This window comes from Robertkochia aurantiaca, assembly GCF_020166495.1.
GTDB lineage: Bacteria > Bacteroidota > Bacteroidia > Flavobacteriales > Flavobacteriaceae > Robertkochia > Robertkochia aurantiaca.
In genome coordinates this window covers 428,150-446,680 of sequence record NZ_JAINZS010000002.1, presented here as the reverse complement: position 1 = coordinate 446,680, position 18,531 = coordinate 428,150, and the positions used below count along the sequence as shown (strand labels likewise).

Sequence of the window (18,531 nt, the reverse complement as noted above, 5' to 3'; positions counted from 1 at the left end):
AATAAAGAGAAAGGATGACTAAGAGATAAAAAAATATGGATCGGGGCTTGGATGTTTTTTTAGAAAAACATTATATTTGCACCCGCGTTTGCAACAAGACAGACGCATTTATACCGGCCTCGTGGCGCAACTGAATAGCGCATCTGATTACGGCTCAGAAGGTTCCAGGTTTGAATCCTGGCGAGGTCACTAAATTCAGTTCGAACCCCTGTATTTACAGGGGTTTTTTCATTTTAAACCCCATGTTGCTCAGTTATATGCACTGAGCATTTTCTGTCAACACAACTTCAAACCACTCATATTCTCGCGTATACAATTTAGTGATTTTTCGTTGCATTGGTTTTATATGCTATTATTATTGAGCAGAAAGAGCAGTTTTAATTGAAAATAGTTCTGCAGTACAGGGCTGTAATTAAGGTGCATTATTTTGCTTTGTGATTTTCGATGATGATGTCTGCCAGGTCGATTCCTTCTATCTTGTCTTTGGGTGATGTATGTAATTCAATAAAGGAGGATGTACGCACAGATTTACACATGTTGAATAAATGTTCTCGATTTTTCCAATCTTCTGTAGCATCCGCATCCGGGACTAAGATCACACTTCTATTAACTAAACACTGGTTTCTTTCTTGGTTAATATTATTAATACCTCCTGTGGCCAGCCAAAAGATCTCTGGGATCGCTATAGCGGCTATTATAGCAGTTTTCTCGCTTTCCACCAAGCCAACTGTTGCGTTTGAATTACGCTTCAGCAAATGCGTTCCGAAGTAAACCTGCGACAAATTAAAGTCAGGTATGTTCAAAACGGAGTGCATCCAATTTATCCGAGCATATCTATCCTTGACTCTCTTACCCGTAGCTGGGTTGTACAGCATAATTTTACCCGTTCTGATACGATTACTCCCATCGATTTGCCAAAATACCGTACCACCTTTGAAATGGTTTGTATTACCGATTCTATAGTCCTCTAATACCTTTTTGACTCTAGCCTTTACAGTTTTAAAAGTGTCAAGAAGATATTGCGAGAAATAATTTGGATACCGGCGCCGTAAACTATCACTGAAGTATTGACTTGGGATATAGCTTGGCGTAAGGTTCTTGTCGCTTTTTATCTTGATTATTGAATAATTAATGGTCGGAGATGATATGCCTTGAAGATTATAATATTCTGAAGGTGGTCTGTGATAGCCACACCTTTTTTCTTTGTCGCACCGGCCAACGGTCTCATGGATGTACTCTCTTGTATCCACCCTTATATAGCGTGTAAAACTCTTTTTACGCTTACAATTGGGGCAGGAGAATCGATTTCTCCCGCCGCGCTGGTACGGTTCTAATATGTACGGCCTGCTTTTTTTTGACGAAAACCTGCTCATTCTGCTCTTGTTTTGGTTAATCAACAGTTTTATTAGCTACTTCGACGTAAGCATAACGTTTGCCTCCGCTATTCGAATCTGGGACGCATATACCAAGGCCTCTCAGTTGTTGATAGAACATAGTTGCCGAAATGTATTGGTAACCACTATCCATGCAATATGTTTTAAACTCCTTATATAGCTTATTCCGGAGTATTCTTTTTTCGGAAGGTATATATCCCGAATCATCAAGGAATAGTTGTACTGGGTCGCTGTTCCTAACAAAGGTGTTAAGAGCCTGATCTGCTTTGGAGCTTTTTGAGAATTTCTCATTCATTATCAATTCCCTTAATCCTTCGATCGCCCAATTAAGGACGCCGGGTAGCTCTTGTTCAATTATTTTCCGAGCCAGATATATGTCTCTTTCTTCATTGTCAATTTTGATCTCGAAAGGGATTATGATAAACCTCCTAAAAAATGCATCTGTGTTCTCAATGGTCACTGGCAGTAGATTGCAATTGAATATGAATCGAGGGTAATCATAGATGGTCTTGACATCTTTGTATAGCTTCTTGCCCTTTAAGGGTTCGCCGGAAGCTAATTGCTTAAGTCTATCCGGTTTAACCTTTGTGCTGATTTCCGAACTGATATTTACAAGCTTTCCTTCACTCATAGCTAATGAGTTTCCATTATCCATGGTAAGATCCTGTAATGAAAAATTCGTTACATTTTGTCTTCCAAACAGTTCAATGATCACGTCATGGAAAACACTCTTACCATTATGACCTTTACCATAGAGTAAAAGCATCTTTTCAAGCTTGAAGTCAATGTTGCGAGTAAAACAGTACCCAACGTATTCTTTTAATAGCTGTTGTAGGCTTTTATCAGGCAGCACTTTATCGAGATAGCTTTGCCATATTGGAGCCTGAGTCTCCGGGTTGTATTCGAAGGGCAACTGATAAGTCATAAAGTCTTCTTTCCTAAAGTTCCTGATAAACTGGCGATCCTTAGTAATAGAAAAGGTTCCGTTAGTAAGGTTTATCAGAGTAAACTTGCTTTCCTGATCGATTCCTGGAATAAAGGCGGAGGTTGCAAGTTGCTGGAGCATCTCTTTTCTGAAATGATGATGTTTTGCCTCCAGTTGAGGCATGGCCATTCTTTCCGCCGCCTCCCCCATGTAAAAAAGGGCAAGGTCTTCGCTGAGAGCTACCCAGAATTGGGAATTGTAAAGGTATACCTCGCCTTTCCTGACGGTTATACCAAAATTGGATTTTTCAAGTTTGGATATTAAATGGTCAATACAAATGATTATTTTATCCTTTCTTTTTAAGTCATCTGATGAATTATTTACCCCGGCTTCCTTCCTGAAATCGATCGGCTTGAAAAGAGCTAAAGTTTTATTGATTAAAAGTACCGGGTCTTGGGTTACATTTTCTTCTCCCTTTTCCGTTTGGTGCAGGTTCCTGAATTCTTCTGCAATATTGTTATTATACATATTAAAATGATTTGTGTAGGCAAGAAGCCTTGTTAAGAAATGAGCTACGCCCTGTTCAAGCCAGAAATATTCAGTACTTTTACTTGGTGAAAGAATAGTAAAGGCTGCTGAAACTTCTGGTTGAGGTAGCTTTTTTTCGTTTTTAGAGGTGCAGGCGTCAGGATGTTTCTTCCCCTCTAAGAGCGCTTCGGTTCGCACGCATGATATGAAGTATCTGAAGCACTCGTTTTACATCATTTTTCAGATATAATATCCGGCCACTAACCCTCCTGGCTTTTAAGGTTCTTTTTCTGTCCCAAGCCTCTAAAGTGTAATAGCTGACCTGTAATAATTCGGCGACTTCTTTACGGGAAAGAATTTGAGGTAGCCTTCTTAGATTCAAATCCGTTACCGAGTAATGATTACAATTCGTTCTCATGTATAATTATTTTTTAAATTTATATCACGAAACTCGAGCTATTTGAATTCCCAACAAGGGCAGAGATTTCCCAATTTTGGGAACTTAGGCATTTAGAAGGTTTTCCTTTACATCCATGTACTGTTCCATCCGCTTTTTGGAACTTGATTTGTCAAGGGAACGAAATTTACCTTTATTTCCAACAAAGTCCTGCAATTCTTCCTGGGATAGATACCCCATTTCCACTAGTATTTCCATGATGTTAACATGGGGAATACGCAATATTCGATTCTCTTCGCGCATTTGTTGGATAAGAAAGCTCCATTGCACATAGGAATTACCCCTCCCTTTAATGTGATTTGTATAGAATTCTCGAAAAATATCACTATTAGTACTGTCTTGGCCGGTGAAAAGATTCGGATAAGGATTGGTATTTTCAATTGGTTCGATCTGATACAAATCACCTTCAAATCGGATATGGAGTCCTTCAGATTTCAATTCTTTCCGGATATACTTAAGTTTGTTAGTTTGATTTTTCCGGAAAATCTCGCGCAGGCTTTTAGCATCTTTTCTTTCATCTTCGGTGCCGTGTGTTTCTGGTTTGTTTATGATGGAGTGATATGTTTCACCAAAATCTCTGTGACCCCGATGGTCATGAAGATTGTTTAATACGATGTAGTCGTCTCTTAATAATTGCTTCCTGGTGTAAATTGGATCAATTTCTTTAACCTTTTCAAGTCTTTGATTGAACGTCTTGTTGTATACTTCAAGTGAGCATTCATGCCAGAAATAGTCTTCAACTTCGCTACTTCTTAGCATTTCGTTGAGGTGTTTGCGAATCAAGATACTTAGTTCTTTGGTGGAATGTTGGCCGGTTCGATGCGGGGGTGTATGGTACGCATCAAGGAGTTTTTTGATCTCGGCTTTGATTTCATCGCAGCTTATTTGCCCTGAAGTGGAGGAATGATCATCGCTCATATCGGTTCGAATTTATTTGGTTTCTATATGAAGAGTGAGTCAGAAATTTACGTGCGGTATCCTGAAAATGAAACTGGCAGGCCATTTATTATTTTTGTATTTTCATGCAATTGACTTTCATTGAACCGGTATTTAAATAGATACAAACCTTGCCGTGTAATTCAATTTTCAAGTATCACTATAGATTTTAATCTACATGCAAATAGGGGTGGGGTTCTCCCAGGCTGGACGTATTAATACTTGCAAAGGAAAACGGATTTAAAGTACCCTATGGGGGTAAATAACTTGGAATTTACTATTGAATTTTTTGGTAATACATTTTTATTTTGGGAAAGTGATCGAGCAAATAGCGAGCAAAAATTAATTCTTAACCTCCTAAGACCTTTATTTACTTGGCTACCCAAAGTTTCTTTTGAATCCAGTTACGATTCGTAATTGAAATATGATAATTTAATTATTTCAATTCATGAAGAACCTTTCGGTTTAGTTTATGAGGTGTTTTGTATTAGTGATTAAACAGGAGGGAGATTGTCAAAAGTGACAATGATTTTAATTTGGACGATCGAAGCTCTTCCCCGATAGTAAATTTCTATATCTTTTAATTATTACTTAAGGAATTATTGTTGTAGCCCATAGTTCACAAAAGTTAAGTATCTCGATCTCTAGAGGAATGCTGAATAATCAAATTTAAACTGCATGCATGAAAACACTTGGTATTTGAGAATATCATTTCGTAATCAAACATGCAGATTTAATAAAACACCGTTCCTTTCTAATTCATAGTTATTAACTAAGGGTATTTAATAATTGTTCAAATTCATATTTAAAAATCAATTGTAAATTGATATTACGAGTAGCTTTCTTACATTTTACGTAAATTAGTTAATATTGCAAAAAGAGGTAAATATGATGGCCTATGTGAACAACAAGTTGATTAGAGTTTTAAATCCATTTTCTGTCTAAAGAGTACACTTGACCATTAACTCGAAAGACTGTGTAGAAAAAATTATTAAAAAATAACAAAAGACATGTGGCAATTATGTGAGTTTCTAAAATTTTTAAAAGAAAATATAAAAAGTCATCTTTTATAAATGACTTCAAATTTACAATGGAAAACTGAACGAAGTCCATAGTAAAATATGAACTCATTGTGTATAAGCCATAATTGCTTTTTTTAAACTTCATTTAGAATGTATTTAATTAATGATTATCGAATAATATCAAAGAGATTTTCCAAGTACTCCCCTCCACTAGTCCACGATAAAGGTAAATCCCGAAGCCCCGGATCATTCATCTGGCATCTAATCACTATTTGACAAATAACAAATAATAGAACATGGATTGCAAAAAAGCTTGGGAATCAACTAAAACTTTTGTTTTAAATGTTCCTGCAACCTTAAGAAAGACATCTGTTTGGATGATAATATCTTATATTATTCCGATCATAAATGTTTTAATTATTTATGGAATTCGAGGAGATAATTTTTCATTGGACTTAAATATTATAAACATAGTTTTAGTTACAAACGCTTGTTTCATAACTTCTTTAGTCTATTTAATTAACAATAATAGAGAAATTACTAAAGCCCTGAATATTGTAACTTTAATAATAGTTGTTGTCTTATTTTCATTCTCAATTGCTCAAATCGAAAAGCAAACACCCATATTCTCATTGGACATCTACAAATCCGGAGCAATCGCTACTTTTTGTTTGTCAATTTTGTTTGGGCTTATAAGCAAATATGATGAAGTTGAGGCTGAAAGTAAAGCAAGAGCAAATAGAGGAAAAGAAACAAAGGAAACTACGATTGGAGGAAAATCTATCAAATTATGAGAACATTAAAATTAAGCATATTAAAGTTGCATCAATCCATAGGTACGATTTATGTTTCAAAAATAAAGCCTAGCGATTTACTTGCAATGTCTATTGTTGACAGAAGACGTATTGAAGAAGATGAGGAAGTCTTAGGTATACAACGTGAATTGAAGAAAGACAAGGTAATTCAAATTCAAAATTACCTTTCTTCAATTGATGCTACATTTCCCAATTCTATAATTGTTAATACGACACAAAAATTTATAGTTAATGAAAGTGAATCTGAGTTAGAATTGACAATTGACGACAATACATTTACCATAATTGATGGTCAACATAGAGTGGAGGGTTTTAGGGAAATTGACTTGGACAATTTTGAACTTTTAATAGCAATATTTAAAGATTTAAGAATTGATCAGCAAGCGAATATATTTTCGACTATTAATTCCCAACAAACCAAAGTAGACCCTTCATTAAATCTTAATTTAGAATTAAACAGTAAAGTTTATACTCCAAAAAAGATGATGATTGAAATAGCTCAATCATTTAATTATGATAAAGAATCACCTTGGTATAATAACATTAAAATGTTAGGTGCGAAAACAGATGGCATTATCTCATTGTCTGCTTTTGTTAAACCACTATTGGAAATTACTTACCCAGAGAAGGATTATTATTTAATTCGTAATGAATTAATGATAAACGAAAAAGAATTCCCAACTTTTTCTGACTTTGATTATAAGGCAGACAGATATTTGTTTTGGGATTTGTACAAAAGAAAAGACTTGAATTCTACATATAAAATTCTATTTAACTATTTCAAATCTTTAAAAGTGATTCTGGACAAAGATTGGTTGAATAAAAAATCTTTATTGAACAAAACAACTGGTTATACCGCAATGATTAAAATTTTCAAAGATGTTTCAAAAAACGGTTTTGAAAATGCTGATTTATCTTATTTATTCTTTTTTAATATTCTTAGCCCATTGTCTGAGATGAACGGAACGATAACAAGTGAAAATTATGGGGCTTCCGGTTATAAAGCCTCGAATGAATTATATTATGAAATGAAAAAAACTTTGATTAAAAGTGACGTAAAATTCATAGCTTGATACGACAAGCTTTAGAATATTCTTTAGGATTAAAATTGTAAATAAAGGATTCGATTCAAAGCGGCCCCTGAACTTTTGAAAGAGATATAAGCCAGAGCTAAATTAGAATCCAACAAAATACATCATGAATCAGAAGTAATGAAAAAGCTGAACTGTCTAACATGAATATTAAAGAAATAGAAACAAAAAAAGACTTAGGAATTTATTTTATCGGAATTTTAGCTGTACTACTTATTCTCGGATTATGGTTGTATACTTATTATGAGTTGAAAGATATGCCTGCAAATGAACGAGGAACTTTAGGAGATATGTTTGGAACCGTAAATGCATTATTTTCTGGATTGGCATTTGCAGGGATTATTCTCACAATTCTACTACAAAAAAAAGAGTTGGGCTATCAAAGAAAGGAGTTACAAGAAACAAGAGCAGAATTCATCATTCAAAATAAAACTCTTAAAACACAAAGATTTGAGAATACTTTTTTCAATTTATTAGAACTGCATAATCAAATCGTAAACGATATAGATTATGAAAAAAAACTTATTCCTGCAGATCCTTTCACTGACAAAACAAGAACAGTGAAGGGGAGAGATGTTTTTCAGGATAAATTTAATAACTTAAATCGAGAAATTAAAGAAGATATAGATGCTAACAAACTTTATTTGAGATTCTATGAGAAAAGCAAAACTGATTTCGGGCACTATTTTCGAAATCTTTATAGAATTTTTAAAATGATACATGAAACAGAGTTTGTTTCTTCTACCGAATTAAATTTGGATTTAACCATTCCTGAAAACAAAGAGAAGTATGATTTATGTAATTATATCCAAAGGTATCGCTATACATCAATTGTCAGAGCTCAGCTTTCGGATTATGAATTATTGTTGTTGTTCTATAACTGCTTGAGCGATAATGGCAAAGATAAATTCAAGCCCCTAGTTGAAGAATATGCGATTCTAAAGAATATGCCCACGAACGATATAAAACAAAAAAAGTTGCTAGATATTTTCGAGCCTTCGGCATATAAGAATAAAAACGAAGGAAAAATCTGAGCACTATAAATGCTTTTATGCGTTTCTGTTGTTTTAAAACCTTCTAACTGCGAGTTTTAACAGTCAAGAATTAAATGCTCTGTTTTTGAATTAATTGCTAGCCTAAATGAAGATGAAGGCCACCGTAACAAACACCTTTAGAAGAAATAGTGCCTTGATTTTATTATTTCTTAGATTTACGCAAAAAATATAATCATTTGTTTTCTGGAGTTGATCCTATTTTTTTTAAAGCTTATTTTGACTCGAAGGAAAGCAAAAGAATCAGTCTAAAAGTAAATTGAATTTATGGAGGAATACTCATATATACATGGTGACTCAAGCAAGGAATTAAAAAAGCTGGAGAGTGGAAAATTTAAACTGATTATTACATCCCCTCCTTACAATGTTGGAAAAGAATATGAGGTAAGAGAATCAATTCAAGACTATTTAAAAAAGCAAAAAGCAATAATTAAAGAATTAGTCAGAGTATTACATCCAAATGGAAGTATTTGTTGGCAGGTGGGAAATTATGTCCAAGCCAAGGAAGTTTATCCTTTGGATATTTTTTATTATGATATTTTCAAAGAACTAGGATTAAAATTAAAGAATAGAATTATCTGGCATTTTAGGCACGGGCTTCATTCTTCAAAGAGATTTTCGGGTCGCTATGAAACTATACTTTGGTTTACGAAAGGAGATGACTACACTTTCAATTTGGATGACGTTAGAGTACCTTCTAGGTATCCCGCTAAAAAACATTTTAAAGGACCTAAGAAGGGTCAGATTTCCGGGAACCCTAAGGGCAAAAACCCGAGTGATTTATGGGAGGTGGTATTAAGCGATTGGGAAAAAGAAATATGGGATATTCCAAATGTGAAAGCTAATCATGTGGAAAAAACGGACCACCCTTGTCAATACCCCGTTGAGCTAGTGGAAAGGTGTGTTTTATCAATGACTAACCCAGGTGATTGGGTTTTGGATCCGTTTGCGGGTGTGGGGTCGACGATGATTGCAGCATTGAAAAATAATAGGAAAAGTATTGGCATTGAAAAGTATAAGAAATACGTGCGTGAGGGAGAAAAAAGAATATCGGCTTTTGAGAGCGGTGAATTAAAAGTTAGACCACTTAATAAACCGGTATACGATTATAGAAAGTCTAAGCTCTCTAAACAACCGAAAACTACAAATAATAATAAGCCTTCAATAAAATGAGATTAGAAGAATATTGGCATAATTGTTCGGAGGATGACATACCTAGCGAACTCTATAAAGGTATTATTGAATCTTTAATAAAATTGGAATTTCCAATATATAATGGCTGTTCTCGTAATTTGAGAAAAGTTATAAAGGAGGAAATAGTTCAACTAGGGTGGTCTGAAAAAGTGGAATTGGATTCTAATACAAGAATTAATATAACCTCAATGAACAAGGAATACGGGCTCTGTTTGCAAACAGGAAACATGAGTCGATTTTATGCGGATTTGATAAAGCTTGAGTATTTATATAAAAAGGGGAAATTGAAAGGAGCGTTTTATATTTTACCTTCCAAGTATGCGGCGAAGATAATGGGATCCAACATTGCCAATTTTGATCGTTTCACGCATGAATTAGAAGTTTTTAATAAAGTAATAACTACACCAATTATAGTAATCGGATTAAGATAAAATTTATGCAGCTAGGTTACCCACATCCCAAGATTAAAGATTATTTTAAAGATCTATTCGATAATAAAAAGCAAGAAAGTCAAGATAAATCACATGTACCTATAGGTGGTAAGGCAGTTTTATGGGATGTTTACGAGGTACCTATTGATTTACCACGTTATCGTTTAAGTAATACCAGGACTATAGCTTTACAAGAGCAATACGTTTCTGCAAACTCCTTAGATGAAGATTACTTTGAAAAGGATATTTTGTCAGATCAGCTTCAAGAAATACAACACGGTTTGCTTAAAAATTTAATTCAACGGAAGGGGCTTTTGGACTATTTCAAAGAAAGCAAAAACATTCAAACATATCCTTTGGTACTTACTGAAGATGGATTCGTTATTTCCGGGAATAGAAGGTTGTGCACTTTTAGAGAGTTATATTACAATCATGAAGACGGCAACAAGAAATATGGACACTTCAAAAGGGTAAGAGTGGTTATTCTTCCGAAAATGACCGAAGAGGAAATAGAGTATGTTGAAGATTATTTTGAACAACAACCGGACATACAAGATGAATTTACTTGGACAAATAGGGCTTTAGGCTTCGAAAGACGTCTAAGTAAGCATAATTATGAAATTTCTGATCTTGCAAATAAGACTAATGTCAAAAAAAGTCAAATACAAGACTTGCTTAATAAACTTTATGTCGCTCGAGAATACCTAGAGTTTATTGGTAAGCCTAAAGCCTATGATCAAATTGAAAAAGATGAATATGCTTTTAAGGAGATACTTAGGTCTAGAAAAAAATTTACAAATGATCCAGCAAAAAAGGATATTTTCCAAAAATTATCTTTTATCGCATTGAAAAAGCAAGATGAGATTAGCGATAGGATGTATAAAAACATCCCATTAATCCAGCAAGTAATGGATGAGATTCAAGGAGAGATTTATGAGGAATTATCTCATAGTTTGGACTCAAAGGAACTATCTGACAAAGAAGATGACATGTTTTCTTTATTTGATGAAGAAGGAGATAATAATGATGAAATTCTAGAATTAATTGAAAATCAGTCTCATGAAGAAGCGGTGTTTGCAATTGTTCTGGATAAGGTCAACGAGCATAAATCATCAGAGGAAGAAAAGAAGAGAAAACATGCAGTATTGAAAAAGGTTCAGAAGGCACATAAGGAATTGAGGGATGCATATAATATTGCCGGGTCTGAAACTAAGAAGAATGGCATTAGCGATCAATTAGATAATATTGAAAGTGTAATAGCTAAACTAAGACATTGGCTAAATGCTTAAAATTGAATATATAAAAAGCGGACACCTCTGTAAGATCACTAATAAAGAGGAACCGAATTGGCAGCACATTCGTCTTTTTTTTTCTGAATTATCTGAAGATTTCACCTCTAGTGCTAATTATGTATTGTTGCCTTGGCATTCATTTATTTCTAATTTTAAAACGTTGAGTTATATAATTAAGAAATACAAGATAAAACCAGAAATAGAAGAAAATGCATTGGCTCTAATAAAAGATTCAATAAAAAAAAGGAAGGTTTTTAGAAATGTAAATGAAATTGACGGTGTTTCTAAAAATGAAATACAAGAGATTTTGAATAAAAAGGGGTTTCTTAGGGAGCTCAAACCTCATCAGAAAAGAAACGTCTCTGATTTGAGTAGACTGATGTCAGGGGCAACATTTTCCGTACCGGGAGCTGGAAAAACAACGGAAGCTATTTCATTCTATTGGCTTAAACGAGAGAGGCATCACAAATTAATTGTGATAAGCCCCAAAAGTGCTTTTCCAGCCTGGGAAGAGCAGCTGATAGAGTGTTTAGGGAAAGGAACTGTCAAAGTTTGCAGGCTCGTTGGAGGTAAAAGCAACATACAGGCACTCTTGAAGGAACCTTGTGATGTGTTTTTGATAAGCTATCAGCAGTTTATTTTGGTAACTAATATTCTGTCCAGCTTTCTTCACGAGAATGAGTGCTTTATGTTTTTAGATGAAAGCCACCGAATCAAAGGTGGTTACTATTCTCAAACGGGTCAACAGGTGCAGTCTATATCTCACCTGCCTGTAGGGAAGTTAATCATGTCTGGAACGCCAATGCCAAATTCCGAAAGTGATTTAATTCCTCAATTTTCATTTTTATTTCCCGAGAACGGTGACGTAACCATGGATAATGTAACTGACCTAATTCAAACAATATATGTAAGGACAACAAAACCTGAATTGGGTTTGAAAAAACCACAGGTTAAATTAACTCCTATCCCTTTCTCAGAACCGCAAAGAAAACTTTATAATTTAGTAAGAAGCGAAGAATATAGAAAAGCTTTAAAAATAGGAAGAGCAGATAAATCTTTCTTAAGAAAATTAAGCAGAAGTTATATGCGATTACTCCAAATTTCAAGTAATCCCTCACTCTTACTTAGTAAGGATATAGAATTTAGTAAAGAACTGAAAGAAACTATTGAGTTTGGAGATAGTGTCAAAATTGATTACGCAGTTTCTAAGGCTCGAGAACTATCCTCGCAGAATAAAAAGGTTCTAATTTGGTCTGGTTTTGTACAGAATGTCGAGCTAATTGCTAATAGATTAACAGACCTTGGTGCTATGTATATACATGGGGGGGTTGAAGCGGGAAGTGATGAAGATGAATTAACCAGGGAATGGAAAATTAAGGAGTTTCATAATAACGATAATTGTCGCGTCTTAGTAGCGAATCCTGCAGCTTGCTCAGAAGGTATTAGCTTACATAAAGTTTGTCATTATGCAATTTATGTAGATAGAGATTACAATGCGGCAAGATTTTTACAATCCCAAGATAGAATTCATAGACTTGGATTACCTCCAAATACTGAAACAACAATAGAAATTTTGTATAGTCCTGATTCTATTGATGAGAGAATTCATTCAAGATTAAATTTTAAAGTGGCCAGAATGGGAGAGGTTTTAAACGACCCGTCTATCCATATTGAGGCAGAGGTTGTTGATTTAGATGAATCTGGTTTTTCCACTTCAGATGCGAAGGATTTACTAAATCATTTAAGGAGTTAATGTTTTCTGTAAGCACAATCTATTCTGCAAAAGATTTTTTATCGTTGGTTCAACATAACGATTTAACCACTAATCAATTCCTTGAATCTTTTAAAAGGTATAGACACGAATCAGCCGAAATAATACTAAAATTAGTCACTGAATGTGGTTGGATTCATCTTAATTCAAATGGTAGGATTATTTTGTCTGAGAAGGGATTCAATATTGCCCAGAAAAACTATAAATCAGCTCTTCAGGTTCAGCTGGAACAAATGATCAATATATACAAGCCGGATTGGGCCTCTGTCATACCGAGAGGTAGGAATGAAGCTATCAGGTTTCTACCAGCTAATCCAAAACAATGTTTTAAAGAGGCTGGATTGATGGATGACATGTCGGATGAATTAATTAAAATTTGGGATCGTTTGTCTCTGTCTTCCAGGAATTATACCAATCATCAATTACTAGAAATTGGCCGAGAAGGTGAAAAGTTGAGTGTCCAGTATGAAAGACAGAGAACTGGGAAAAAACCTTTCTGGCAGGCGATAGAATCCAATTTAGTTGGTTACGACTTATTATCGTGCGTTGATTCTGATAATGAAACCCCTCTTCTCATAGAAGTGAAATCTTCTACTTCGAAATTAAAGCATGCACTTTTTTATTTGACGAAAAATGAATGGAGGGTGGCGAAACGCAGTGAAAATTATATTTTTCATTTGTGGATTTTGGGGTCTGATATTCAGCATTTTATAGTTCCTTTTAAGAAAATTGAGAAACATGTTCCCAGTAATAATGGAGGAGGAGAGTGGGAATCTGTTAGGATACCTTTTCAAAGCGTGATATAAAATAATTTTCATTCCAAAGAAATAGCTCAAAAAACTCATAGGGCTACTCATTCCTTTCTAGTTTTTTCCCAAAGTGATTTTAATTGATCAGCAAACTCTTTCCCCGTCGACTTTGTAATTCATCATGACTTTTAACTATTCAAATTTCTCTTTTTTGTAATGAATATTTTTTGACAAAATCTTATGTTACTGGTTAAACAAGATTTTATTACCTACACTATAATTATTAGTAGGAATTTTTATTAAAAAATAAATAATTTATCATCTAAACATTTTTTTTATAAATTAGTGATAATCAAATTAGTGATGATCATTAATAAGATCAAAGCCACCTTAATACTCCCCCCCCCTCCTTTATTGTTGAATAATTCTTATTGAAACATAAGTGTTAAATAAATGTCAATTGAGTAAAAATTTATTATTCATTATCCTATTTCTAGTCATTAGCTTTTCTATCAATTCTCAAATTTCTGATTTTGAAATAAAAATAGAAAGATTGACCATTGAACAAGGTTTGATAATTGGTAAGATTTATGTTAATGGTAATTACATAGGAAGATGTTATGAGAATGAAGTGTTGAAAATTGAGGCTGGAGTTTATCCAGGTGTTATGAGATATTTTTCTAGCAATCAATTTGTTTCAGGTCCTTTCGGTACTTTAGGGAATGAAGGAGATTTTCTTGTCGAAGTAAGTAAAGTTGAAAACAGGCATAATTTGTTATTTCATACTGGAAATCAACCTTATCATTCGAGAGGATGTATTTTACTTGGTTCTCCTATAAAGGATTCTTCAGGTATTAAATACTTACCTATTGATCATCCACTTAGAAAATTGAGAAATTTATTCTATGGAATGGATAATCCCAATAGTAGTCCTTTAAAGGAGGTGCGCATAATTCTTGATGAATCAAAATTGGAAAAGTCTCATTTAAAAGTTAATAATTCTCTTCTATTATTAATGGACGTCTCTGGAAGTATGGCTGGTGAGAAATTGTCTGCAGCCAAAAAATCAGCTAAAGAAACCATAAAAAAAGTCTTAGAACACTCTAACACAGAAATCGCAATTTTTGCTTTTGAAGGAAATTGTGAAAACCCAATACATACTGCTTGTGGGTTTACTTCTGATAAAAATTTATTAATAAAAACAATTGATCGTTTACAAGCAGAAGGTGGAACGCCTTTGGCAGGAGCACTTAAAATTGCTAATGAATATCTTGAAGTAAACAAGTCAATAAATTCTAAATCTCAAATGATAATTTTGCTAGCAGATGGAGACGATGATTGTGGAAATGTAAATTCAATTATGGATCAACTCAAAAATAAAGGAATCGTCTTCAGACATGAAACTATTGGACTTGGATTAACTGAAAATCAACAAGCGAGGAATCAATTAAAAGCTATTTCGATGGAAACTGGAGGGGAATATCATGATGCTACATCTCATAAGCAACTGTCTCGAAAATTTCAAGATGCATTGGAAAATATGAAGTTATTAGAAATGTTAGGGAATCTCGGCACACAAAATCGCGAAATAATCATTGATAGTAAAAATAAGGAACCGAATATAAATTGGAATATATTAAAGTCAAATGAGAAAAATTAGTCTTTTAATTATTATATCTACGTTATTGCAATTACAGTGTCTTGCCCAGGATTGTATTGTTGGAAATTGTAAAGAAGGGTATGGAGAAAAGGTTTATAAGGATGGCGATAGATTTGAAGGATATTGGAAAAATGGCCAGAAGCACGGTAAAGGTACTTACTTTTGGAAAGATGGAAGAAAATTAATTGGATTCTGGAAAGATGGATCTAAGGAGGGTTTTGGGAAATTCTACAGCGTTAATGGTAATGTGACTGAAGGGGAATTTAGGAATGATAAGTGGAATGGTTTAGGTACTTATTATGACTCTTCGGGCAATGTCATTTTTGCTGGAGAGTGGTTTAATGGTGAAAGGGTTGTTAAATCATCGAATTTACCAAAAGATATTCAAGCGGATAAATACTTACTTGAAGCAAAGAAATTGATGGAAGATAATAAATTCAAGGAAGCTATTGTTTCTTTTAATCAAATATTAGCTCTAGGCGTTTCTCCACCTATGGATTTTTATTATTACTTAGGAAAGTGCCATTACTCTGCGGGTAATAATGAAAGATCGGTACAAAATCTAAACGAGTACTTATTAAATGTCGGTAAGAATGGCGAATTTTACATTAAATCATTAGAAATATTAAGTGAGGCAGAATCTGGATTAAATCGTACTAAACAAAATATTTCGGATGTTAAGTTTGATGTAAAAAATTGCTCAATCTGTCATGGAGATGGTTATTATAATAAAAAAGTGAACTGTTCTCGATGTAAAGGAGATGGACGGGTTAGAGTTAATTGTAATAATTGTGGTGGCAAGGGAAGAATACCTGGTTATTCAACTTGTATGCAATGTTATGGAAATGGAAAATCTTCGTTTACCAGCTCAAGCGGACAGTACATAATAACTAATTGTCAATTTTGTAACGGAAATGGAAAGAACTGGTCATCTACAGGTAAGGATTGTGGTAGCTGTAATTTGGGAAAAGTTACGAAATCATGTTCTTCGTGTGGTGGAGATGGACTTAAAACTAAAAAAACAATTTGCTATAACCATTAAAACCTTCTTAAAATAACTTTTTTATTTTTCTTGCAATCAGCCCTGATGGAGTGAATTAAAAGTTGTATTTTTAGGTAAGAAGTATTTTGTCGTATTCGAAATGAAAATTATAGAACTTTAAAATATTATTTCCTATTTTCCCAATACGATTTGAGCTGATCTGCAAATTCTTTTCCAGTCGCTTTAATATAGTTTAGCATGACTTTCTCTGATTTCCAGCCTCCCAACTTCATTAATACGATGTTAGGTATTTTTCCGTAATGGTTTGTAGCAAAGGAGCGCCTGGCGATATGGGAAGATATGAGTTCATACTTGGGGAAATGCCCAAACTCTTTCCGTTTGGTTTCAGGGTTAAATTTCCGGCCATACAACTCTTCATTAAAACCAATTTGCTTTGCCAAGGTCTTTAAATGCCGGTTCAGGGTGACTTCTGATATTTTAGGTGGTAATGCTCCGTTTCGTTTTTCTAATACAGACCTTATTTCTATACTGATAGGGAGAGTGACCCTGGTGGAGGTTTTCTGTGTTTGAATACTGATATATTCTTCCTTAAAATTGATCAGGCTGAGGTTCTTTAGAAAGTCTGATACCCGAAGTCCTGTATAACAACCAATAATTAGATGGTCCCTGGCTATATCCAGGTGTGGTTGGTCAGAGAAATCATAGTTAAGAATTTTGGTCAGTTCCTCTTGGTTAAAATAGGGTTCAAGGACTTTTTCTTTTTCCTCATCAATAATACTCACTGTTTTAAAGGATTGGGGGATTTCTATCCCCGATTCTCGTGCCCTGGAAATAAAAAAGTTTAAACGCGTAAGGTTTCTATTCACCGTACCTACGGCGTAGTTTTTCTCTTCAAGAAGGTAAGTCCGAAATTCTTCCGCCAAAGTAATATTTAACTGGGTAAATTTCTTTCGGCCATATGACTTCTCATAATATTGGAACTTTGTAATAAAAGACCGGTAATGGTCTAAGGAGCGTTTCCCAATCTTTTTACGGCTATGCTTTCCGATATAGGAAGATGCTTTGTTGTCCATCCACCATGTCATAAAAGGAGTTAGGTAGTCGTTTTGAGGTTTGGCGCGGCCACTTTGGTATAGTTCAGGTTTGTATAGAATCGAAGCGATTTGATTTTTTAACCAATTACTATCGATAGTCTTTTTTGTTAAAAAATCACGTGTAAAGAGCAAAAGTAGTTCTGACTTTAGTCTTTGGAGTTGACTATTTACCTTAAGGCTTATTTCAGGGTAGGGTAGTGGCTTTAACTTTTGTTTTTTGTTATCCCAGAATTTTGGGTCTACCGGAATTTTGGTGGAACACCACAGGTCGATTTCAGTTCCATGAATAAGTCTTATATGCAGGTTGGTGGTTTTTTTGGGGTTCCGAATAATGAATTTTAACGTTGCCATTTTCACCTTATTTTTGCGTTTTGCTCGATATTTGCTCATATATGTGCTCGATTCCCTAGGCTCTTTACGAATCATAATGAATCGATTTGTACGAAAAAAAAGTTGGTTTGTGTTGGTTTTCGAAGTATTATATCAGAATGGCCTCGTGGCGCAACTGAATAGCGCATCTGATTACGGCTCAGAAGGTTCCAGGTTTGAATCCTGGCGAGGTCACATCAAGCAGAAAACCCATCGCAAAGGCGATGGGTTTTTTTTATGACCTTGTGCGTCAAGTGCTTGCACTTGTAAGCGCAAGGTCATAAAAAAAACAAATGCTCTGCAGATGCAGAGCATGGTTTTCTATTTGCATCAGGGAGTTTATTCAGGATCTGAAATCCTGGTATTTCCTTCTTGCCCCAGCCCTAAAGGGAGGAAGGAAAGAGCTTTGCGTGCGTGTTTGGACTTGGACTTTGCAAGAGTGAGTTTTTTCAGAGTCACCCGGTAATCCTGCCACTCCTTCCGACCACGCCGTGAGCGTGGTCACCTTCCCCTGACCAGGGGAAGGAACCTTATAATGGGGGTGTTAATTCCACAGGCTTGGGTTTTCTATTTGCAGTAGTGAGGTTTCTCAGGATCTGGAATCCTGTGCCTGGTAGAAAAGACAGGTAGAACGCCCCCTTCCGTCTTCAGGCAAAGCCTGAAGCCACCTTCCCCCATCAGGGGAAGGAACCCGATTTCTATTAAACTTCCCGTTGACCTTTTTGGTTTCTCCCAACACTTTCGGGAT

Annotated in this window: 15 protein-coding genes and 2 tRNA genes; 12 read left to right on the top strand and 5 right to left on the bottom strand. The window is 34.7% G+C overall.

Annotation, left to right across the window (positions count from 1 at the left end; all coding sequences use genetic code 11):
* Positions 1–115: 115 nt before the first annotated feature.
* Positions 116–189, top strand: a tRNA-Arg gene (locus K7R10_RS04460).
* A gap of 233 nt (positions 190–422) precedes the next feature.
* Here K7R10_RS04460 and K7R10_RS04455 read toward each other — a convergent pair.
* From K7R10_RS04455 to K7R10_RS04440, 4 genes are all read right to left on the bottom strand, one after another.
* Positions 423–1,373, bottom strand: coding sequence for a DUF6371 domain-containing protein (locus K7R10_RS04455; RefSeq protein ID WP_224483482.1), 951 nt, complete (start codon positions 1,371–1,373; stop codon positions 423–425).
* A gap of 16 nt (positions 1,374–1,389) precedes the next feature.
* Positions 1,390–3,045 carry a DNA primase family protein gene (locus K7R10_RS04450; protein WP_224483481.1) on the bottom strand — a complete coding sequence of 552 codons (1,656 nt, stop codon included), beginning with the start codon at positions 3,043–3,045 and terminating at the stop codon, positions 1,390–1,392.
* Positions 3,005–3,265 carry a helix-turn-helix domain-containing protein gene (locus K7R10_RS15325; protein WP_224483480.1) on the bottom strand — a complete coding sequence of 87 codons (261 nt, stop codon included), beginning with the start codon at positions 3,263–3,265 and terminating at the stop codon, positions 3,005–3,007. The genes K7R10_RS04450 and K7R10_RS15325 overlap by 41 nt, the downstream gene beginning before the upstream one ends.
* Before the next feature lie 84 nt (positions 3,266–3,349).
* Complete coding sequence (locus tag K7R10_RS04440) at positions 3,350–4,222, bottom strand: hypothetical protein (protein ID WP_224483479.1); 873 nt, start codon at positions 4,220–4,222, stop codon at positions 3,350–3,352.
* Positions 4,223–5,558: 1,336 nt separating this feature from the next.
* On the opposite strand from K7R10_RS04440, the gene K7R10_RS04435 reads away from it, so the two are divergent.
* The 10 genes from K7R10_RS04435 to K7R10_RS04390 all read left to right on the top strand — a co-directional run bounded on the left by K7R10_RS04435 (position 5,559) and on the right by K7R10_RS04390 (position 16,359).
* The gene (locus K7R10_RS04435) at positions 5,559–6,056 is read left to right on the top strand and encodes a hypothetical protein (protein WP_224483478.1); all 498 of its coding nucleotides are present in this window, start codon (positions 5,559–5,561) and stop codon (positions 6,054–6,056) included.
* Positions 6,053–7,150, top strand: a complete 1,098-nt coding sequence (locus tag K7R10_RS04430) for a DGQHR domain-containing protein (protein WP_224483477.1) — start codon at positions 6,053–6,055, stop codon at positions 7,148–7,150. Before K7R10_RS04435 ends, K7R10_RS04430 begins: the two co-directional genes overlap by 4 nt.
* Positions 7,151–7,311: 161 nt before the next feature.
* Positions 7,312–8,202 carry a putative phage abortive infection protein gene (locus K7R10_RS04425; protein WP_224483476.1) on the top strand — a complete coding sequence of 297 codons (891 nt, stop codon included), beginning with the start codon at positions 7,312–7,314 and terminating at the stop codon, positions 8,200–8,202.
* Between the two features lie 285 nt (positions 8,203–8,487).
* Entirely contained in the window at positions 8,488–9,393 is a 906-nt protein-coding gene (locus K7R10_RS04420; protein ID WP_224483475.1) for a DNA-methyltransferase, read from the top strand.
* Positions 9,390–9,845, top strand: coding sequence for a BglII/BstYI family type II restriction endonuclease (locus tag K7R10_RS04415; protein ID WP_224483474.1), 456 nt, complete (start codon positions 9,390–9,392; stop codon positions 9,843–9,845). The genes K7R10_RS04420 and K7R10_RS04415 overlap by 4 nt, the downstream gene beginning before the upstream one ends.
* Before the next feature lie 5 nt (positions 9,846–9,850).
* Positions 9,851–11,134: a hypothetical protein gene (locus K7R10_RS04410; protein WP_224483473.1), complete on the top strand. Its 1,284-nt coding sequence runs from the start codon at positions 9,851–9,853 to the stop codon at positions 11,132–11,134.
* Positions 11,127–12,890, top strand: coding sequence for a DEAD/DEAH box helicase (locus K7R10_RS04405; RefSeq protein WP_224483472.1), 1,764 nt, complete (start codon positions 11,127–11,129; stop codon positions 12,888–12,890). Before K7R10_RS04410 ends, K7R10_RS04405 begins: the two co-directional genes overlap by 8 nt.
* Positions 12,890–13,714 carry a protein NO VEIN domain-containing protein gene (locus K7R10_RS04400; RefSeq protein WP_224483471.1) on the top strand — a complete coding sequence of 275 codons (825 nt, stop codon included), beginning with the start codon at positions 12,890–12,892 and terminating at the stop codon, positions 13,712–13,714. The genes K7R10_RS04405 and K7R10_RS04400 overlap by 1 nt, the downstream gene beginning before the upstream one ends.
* Positions 13,715–14,117: 403 nt before the next feature.
* Positions 14,118–15,317, top strand: a complete 1,200-nt coding sequence (locus K7R10_RS04395; RefSeq protein ID WP_224483470.1) for a DUF5675 family protein — start codon at positions 14,118–14,120, stop codon at positions 15,315–15,317.
* Positions 15,304–16,359: a tetratricopeptide repeat protein gene (locus K7R10_RS04390; RefSeq protein WP_224483469.1), complete on the top strand. Its 1,056-nt coding sequence runs from the start codon at positions 15,304–15,306 to the stop codon at positions 16,357–16,359. The genes K7R10_RS04395 and K7R10_RS04390 overlap by 14 nt, the downstream gene beginning before the upstream one ends.
* 125 nt (positions 16,360–16,484) lie before the next feature.
* On the opposite strand, the gene K7R10_RS04385 is transcribed toward K7R10_RS04390, so the two are convergent.
* Positions 16,485–17,840, bottom strand: coding sequence for a tyrosine-type recombinase/integrase (locus K7R10_RS04385; protein ID WP_224483468.1), 1,356 nt, complete (start codon positions 17,838–17,840; stop codon positions 16,485–16,487).
* A gap of 64 nt (positions 17,841–17,904) precedes the next feature.
* On the opposite strand from K7R10_RS04385, the gene K7R10_RS04380 reads away from it, so the two are divergent.
* Positions 17,905–17,978, top strand: a tRNA-Arg gene (locus K7R10_RS04380).
* The last annotated feature ends 553 nt before the right edge of the window (positions 17,979–18,531 follow it).